Below are 6,282 nucleotides of genomic sequence, written 5' to 3'. Positions count from 1 at the left end.
GACGCCGATCTTGGAGTCGAGGACGAGGTCGCAGTGGTCCTTGAGGAAGGTGCCCGAGGAGTGGCGTGAAGTCGTCGCCGTGGCGTACGCGACGGAGGTGACGCCGATCACCTTCACACCGAGTTCGCGGGCGTGCCGCGCCATCTCGACGGGCAGGGCGTTGCGCCCGGACAGGGAGATGACGATCAGGAGGTCGCCGGCGCGCAGGGGGCTGCTGTCGAGCACGGCCGTCGCCAGTCCGTCGACCCGCTCCAGCGCGGAGCCCAGCGTCGCCGGCATCACGTCGACGCCTACGGCGCCGGGCACGGCCAGCAGGTTCATCAGGGCGAGCCCGCCGGCCCGGTAGACGAGGTCCTGGGCGGCGAGGGAGGAGTGACCGGCGCCGAACGCGAAGAGACGGCCGCCGTCGACGACCGTGTCCGCGACGAGTTTCCCGGCGGCGGCGACGCTGTCGGCCTCCTCGTCCCGTACGCGCTCCACCAGCCCGATCGCCGCGTCCAGGAAACGCCGTGCCGCCGCAGTGCTGTCCGCCATGCCCGCACCCCTCCGTCCGTCCGACCTGCGATCACGTTAGAGGTCTGGACCAGTGGGGTGTCAATACGGCGGTCAGGGCGAAGGCCGGGGAGAAGGGCGCGGAAAAGGGTGGGAGGACGGCGCCCACCCGGTGCCCCGGAGGGGCATCCTTGGGGGGCACCCCGGGAAAACGGCAGCGACGGCCCGGTTGTCAGTGGGATGCGTAAGAATTGAGTCCAGGGCCAGCGCAGCGAAGCCGCTGAATCTCATCGAGGGGCACGTATGTCCGGACTGATCGACACGACGGAGATGTATCTCCGCACCATCCTCGAACTCGAAGAGGAAGGTGTGGTCCCCATGCGTGCCCGGATCGCCGAGCGCCTCGATCAGAGCGGCCCGACGGTCAGCCAGACGGTCGCGCGCATGGAGCGCGACGGCCTCGTCTCCGTCGCGGCGGACCGGCATCTGGAGCTCACCGAGGAGGGCCGCCGCCTCGCGACGCGCGTGATGCGCAAGCACCGCCTCGCGGAGTGCCTGCTCGTCGATGTGATCGGCCTGGAGTGGGAGCAGGTCCACGCGGAGGCCTGCCGCTGGGAGCACGTGATGAGCGAGGCCGTCGAGCGCCGTGTGCTCGAACTGCTCCGCCACCCCACGGAGTCGCCGTACGGCAATCCGATCCCGGGCCTGGAGGAGCTGGGCGAGAAGGACGGCGCGGACCCGTTCCTAGACGAGGGCATGGTCTCGCTCGCGGACCTCGACCCGGGCAACGAGGGCAAGACCGTCGTCGTGCGCCGGATCGGCGAGCCCATCCAGACGGACGCGCAGCTGATGTACACGCTGCGGCGCGCGGGCGTGCAGCCCGGCTCCGTGGTGAGTGTGACGGAGGCGGCCGGCGGGGTGCTCGTGGGCAGCGGCGGCGAGGCCGCGGAGCTCGCGGCGGAGGTCGCCTCGCACGTGTTCGTCGCCAAGCGCTGACACTGCCGCCCGGCGTGCGGCAGGCGCTTTCCGGCCGGGCCTGCGCACGGCTCACGCCCGCCACCTCGACCGTCCGCCGGCCGCCCGCCGAAGTCCGAGATTCACTGCGCCGAATCGCAGCGCGCGGACCGTTCGCGTGCGAGGCTTGCCCGTGAGGCATATGACCTGAGGGGCTCTTGGCCGCCCGAGACGGCGATCTCGCGGTGGCGGAGGAGGGGGCGGGGCGGATGTGCCGTGGACGTGAGGAGGGCCCCGGCGCCGTGCGGCGCCGGGGCCTGTCCTCCCCTGTGCTGACCCGGAGCCCCGAGCTCCCAGGGTCATCCCCCTCGGACCGTTTTCCCCGAGCGGTCCGCCTCCCGTTGAAGATCTCCCCTCGGTGGCGGCGGGCAATCCTTGAGGGGGGTCACTCGAACGAGGGGTGTTGTCGTCAGGAACGGCATCTTCGAATGTGTATTCGATAACGTGTACGGCGTGGCGTCGCGTCGAGCGGCCCGTCCCGGACCGACCCACGCATCCCATACGTAACGTGCCGATCGATACGCGCGCTGTAACAACAAGTGCGCGCCGTTCGAGCGGCGTGCACCACGGCGCGAACAGCAAGGGCAGCACGACAGCGGTACGACAGCGGTCAGGACGAATGGACCATCCGGTTCGAAGCGCGGCGAGAGCTTCGGCGGCGAGCGGTCCGAGCGGGAGTGTGGGGGGTGCCAATGACGCGGCGCATCGACGTGACCGGAACGGGCGGCGTGAGTCTCGCTGCCTGGGAGTTCGGGGACCCGCCCAAGACCGGGGACATACCCGGCGACCTGACCGGCGGACGGACCGAGCCGGGAGCGGGGGAGAAACCCGGCGGCGAGCCGGGGCCCGGCGTCCTGTTATTGCACGGCCTCATGGGCCGCGCCTCGCACTGGGCGCCCACCGCCCGCTGGCTCTCCGAGCGGCACCGCGCCGTCGCCCTGGACCAGCGGGGCCACGGCCGGAGCGAGAAACCGGAGCAGGCCGCCTACACCCGTGAGGCCTACGTCGAGGACGCCGAGGCGGCGATCGAGCAGCTCGGCCTCGCCCCCGTCGTCCTCATCGGCCACGCCATGGGCGCGCTCACCGGCTGGCAACTGGCCGCCAAGCGCCCGGACCTGGTGCGCGGTCTGATCATCTGCGACATGCGGGCCTCGGCGCTCGGCGCCGCCTCCCAGCGGGAGTGGGAGAGCTGGTTCAAGGCCTGGCCGCTGCCCTTCGCGACCCTCGCCGACGTCCGTAAGTGGTTCGGCGAGGACGACCCCTGGGTGGAGCGCCCCAACCCCTCGCGCGGCGAGTTCTACTCCGAGGTCATGCATGAGGGCCCCGACGGCTGGCGGCCCGTCTTCGACCCCGAGCAGATGCTGAAGACCCGCGAGACCTGGGTGTACGACGCCCACTGGGAGGAGCTGACCCAGGTCCGGTGCCCCACCCTCGTCGTCCGAGGCCTCGACGGCGAACTGGGCCGCGCCGAGGCCCAGGAGATGGTCCGCGTCCTGCCCCACGGCCAGTACGCCGAGGTCGCCGACGCCGGCCACCTCGTCCACTACGACCAGCCCGACGCGTGGCGCGCCGCGATAGAGCCGTTCCTGGACGGCTTCACCGACTGAGCGAGCCGCCCCCTGCCGAAAGGGCCCCGGAGCGGGATGCTCCGGGGCCCTTACGCGTCAGGCGGAGCCGGGCCGGGTAGGGGCCGCCCGGCGTCGGCCCGGGTGATCGTCGCGCGGGGAAAATCCCTGTCCCTGCGGACGGAAAGGACGGAGACTCGTCGCATGGCTGACATGGGGGCGTTCCGGCAGGCGGTCATCGAGTGGGCGGCGGGTGGGCCCGGAGACCCGGCGCGGGACCTGGTGGTGACGGCCGGTGTCCGGGCGGTCGTGCTGCTCGAAGGGCCGAGCGACGTCGCGGCCGTCGACGCGCTCGCCGCGCGACGCGGGCGGGACCTCGCCGCCGAAGGTGTCTGCGTCCTGCCGATGGGTGGCGCGATGAGCGTCGGCCGCTTCGCCGGGCTCCTCGGGCCGTCGGGCCTCGGTCTCCGCCTCACCGGGCTGTGCGACGAGCGGGAGCGCGACTACTACGCCCGCGGCTGGGAACGCGCCGGCGCGGCACCCGGGGGGTACTTCGTGTGTGCGGCGGACCTGGAGGACGAGCTGATCCGCGCGCTCGGCACGACCCGCGTCCAGGAACTCGTCCGCGCGGAGGGCGACCTGCGCCCCCTGCAGACCTTCCTCCGCCAGCCCGCCCAGCAGGGCCGCCCCGCCGAGCAGCAGCTCCGCCGGTTCTTCGGCACGAAGAAGGGCCGCAAGATCCAGTACGGACGAGTCCTCGTCGAGGCCCTCGCCCCCGACCGCGTACCCGCCCCACTGGACGAGCTGTTCGCCACTCTCTGACCGCCGACCACCGGGCCGCCGCCCACCAACTGCCGAGCGCGACAAGCAGGTTGCCGTCGCGCCACCCGGAGCGTTATCGGCGGCCGTCCCTGCCACACGCGTACGCGAGCGGCGAGATCAGCTCCTCCGCGTCCGGCAGCCAGCGGTTCGCCGGAGTGGGGCGACGCGCCCACTGCACGGCTCCCCGCGAGCCGTACCGGGTCGGCGGCGCCGCCACGTACTCGCCCTCACCCAGCGCCCTGAGGTCGAGCGACAGCGGGGACCAGCCCAACTTCCGTACCAGATCGGGGACCTTGACCGACGCGCCCGGCAGCACGAAGAAGTGCATCCGGCGATCCGGCGTCCAGGTCACCGGACCGAGCGTCAGATCCATGCGCTCCATCCGGGCCAGCGCCAGCAGGCCGGCCGTCTCCGGAACGTCGATCGTGTCGAACGTACGCCCTGTCGGCAGCAGGATCGACGCGGTCGGCTGCTTGGACCACAGACGGCGTGCGACGGTCGCACTGCCTGTCGCCTGGGTCGCCCAGTCCTCACGCGCCGGGTGCGCGCCGGGGGTCGCGCACGTGGTGTTGCCGCAAGAGCAGTGCTGCACCCCGTCGACTGCTTCCAGCCACGTACCGGGAAACACGTCCCAGTGACGTTCTTCGGCGTATCGAACGGCGGTGTCCAGCAGCGTTTCACCACGCTGCTTCGGGATTTGGGCAGCTTCAGGGCCCGCGATGGTCTCTTCCACGATGAACACAACTCTAGCGCTCATCAGTGGTTACGGATGTCACATGCGCGGGGGAGAGCATCGTCGATCGGGCCGGGGCGCATGGGTGCATGTCCGGGGGCGCGCGGGCGGGATCACCGAGTGAGCCGGGTAGCCACGTGTGGGGTACAGCATCCGTGTTTACCCCGGCAATCGAGGAATGTCTCGCATCTTCGGTATGTCGGCGGGGCATTGATCTTCGAGGCCGGATCCTTTCGACAGCCGGGTATGCGCTTTCGGTACGCGTGTTCGGCGCGCGCACCGAGTCGGATGTCCGTGTGTCAGAAGGGGAACGGCCGCCAAGGGCACGTCAACTCGAAGCGTGGGCAGGCACCACAGCCACAGGGGGTACGCCATGGCCGCAAGGCCGCTCGTCGCCAGGCAGCCGAACGAACGGCTGCAGGCGCTCATCCAGGAAGCGGGCTGTTCCAACGCCGGGTTGGCCCGGCGGGTCAACATGTGCGGCGCGGAGCACGGACTCGACCTCCGCTACGACAAGACGTCCGTCGCGCGCTGGCTGCGCGGACAGCAGCCGCGGGGCCGGGCTCCCGCGATCATCGCCGAGGCGCTGGGGCGCAAACTGGGCCGTACGGTCACGATCGACGAGATCGGCATGGCCAACGGCAAGAACCTCGCGTCCGGCGTCGGGCTCCAGTTCTCGCCGACGGTCCTCGGGGCCATCGAGCAGGTCTGCGAGCTGTGGCGCAGCGACGTGGGCCGGCGGGACTTCCTGTCGGGGTCGTCCGTCGCCGCCTCCGCGCTCGTCGAGCCCAGCCGTGACTGGCTGATCTCGGCGCCGGACTCCCAGGTGGCCCGCTCGGCGGGGCCGAGGGTCGGTCTGGCCGACGTGGCGGCCGTGACCGCGATGACCCAGGCGCTCGTCGACCTCGACCACCAGTACGGCAGCGGGCATGTCCGGCCCGTCGTCGTGCACTACCTCAACAGCGTCGTGTCGGGGCTGCTGGCCGGCTCCTACCGGGAGGCCGTGGGCCGCGAGCTGTTCGCGGCGGTGTCCCGGCTGACCGAACTCGCCGGGTACATGGCCGTCGACACCGGGCAACCCGGGCTCGCCCAGCGGTACTACATCCAGGCGCTGCGGCTCGCCCAGGCCGCGGGCGACCGCGCGTACGGCGGCTATGTGCTCGCCGCGTCCATGAGCCATCTCGCCGCGCAGCTCGGAAACCCGCGTGAGATCGCACAGTTGGCGCGGGCGGCGCAGGAGGGGGCGCGTGGGCGCGCCACACCGCGCGCGGAATGCATGTTCCACGCGGCGGAGGCGCGCGGGCACGCGCTGATGGGCGACGCGCGCGCCGCGCAGACGGCGGCCGGGCGGGCCGTCGAGGCGCTGGAGGCGGCCGACTCCTCGTCCGGGGACGACCCGACGTGGATCAGGCACTTCGACGAGGCGTACCTCGCCGACGAGTTGGCGCACTGCCACCGGGATCTCGGGCAGGCGGAGGCGGCGGCGCGGCAGGCCGAGGAGTCGCTGGCCAAGCACCCCGAGTCGCGGGCCCGGCGGCGGGCGATCGGCTATGTGCTGCTCGCCACGGCGCAGGTGCAGCAGCGCGAGGTCGAGCAGGCGTGCCACACGGGCCTGAAGGCCGTGGAACTGCTCGGGTCGCTGCGGTCGAACCGGGG

The 6,282-nt window shown here is 72.0% G+C and carries 6 protein-coding genes; 4 read left to right on the top strand and 2 right to left on the bottom strand.

Annotated features, from left to right (window positions below; translation table 11 throughout):
- Positions 1 to 534, bottom strand: a 534-nt coding sequence (locus tag AOK23_RS35505) for a sugar isomerase domain-containing protein (protein ID WP_055716648.1), incomplete at its 3' end; no start/stop codon positions are given.
- A 261-nt stretch (positions 535 to 795) separates the two neighbouring features.
- Here AOK23_RS35505 and AOK23_RS35500 point away from each other — a divergent pair.
- From AOK23_RS35500 to AOK23_RS35490, 3 genes are all read left to right on the top strand, one after another.
- Complete coding sequence (locus AOK23_RS35500; protein ID WP_055539361.1) at positions 796 to 1,488, top strand: iron-dependent transcriptional repressor DtxR; 693 nt, start codon at positions 796 to 798, stop codon at positions 1,486 to 1,488.
- Between the two features lie 710 nt (positions 1,489 to 2,198).
- Positions 2,199 to 3,113: an alpha/beta fold hydrolase gene (locus AOK23_RS35495; protein ID WP_055716647.1), complete on the top strand. Its 915-nt coding sequence runs from the start codon at positions 2,199 to 2,201 to the stop codon at positions 3,111 to 3,113.
- 162 nt (positions 3,114 to 3,275) lie between these two features.
- Positions 3,276 to 3,893 carry a TOPRIM nucleotidyl transferase/hydrolase domain-containing protein gene (locus AOK23_RS35490; protein WP_055716646.1) on the top strand — a complete coding sequence of 206 codons (618 nt, stop codon included), beginning with the start codon at positions 3,276 to 3,278 and terminating at the stop codon, positions 3,891 to 3,893.
- A 73-nt stretch (positions 3,894 to 3,966) separates the two neighbouring features.
- Here the strand turns inward: AOK23_RS35490 and AOK23_RS35485 are convergent, their stop codons facing one another.
- A complete protein-coding gene (locus AOK23_RS35485) occupies positions 3,967 to 4,650 on the bottom strand; it encodes a bifunctional DNA primase/polymerase (RefSeq protein WP_055716645.1) in 684 nt (227 codons plus the stop codon).
- A 349-nt stretch (positions 4,651 to 4,999) separates the two neighbouring features.
- Here AOK23_RS35485 and AOK23_RS35480 point away from each other — a divergent pair.
- On the top strand, positions 5,000 to 6,282 hold a 1,283-nt coding region (locus tag AOK23_RS35480), incomplete at its 3' end, for an NsdA family TPR-like regulatory protein (protein ID WP_055716644.1).

The organism is Streptomyces torulosus, from assembly GCF_001419765.1.
Taxonomy (GTDB): domain Bacteria; phylum Actinomycetota; class Actinomycetes; order Streptomycetales; family Streptomycetaceae; genus Streptomyces; species Streptomyces torulosus.
Note: the sequence above shows the minus strand (reverse complement) of the source record. Positions and strands in the feature narration are given on the sequence as shown.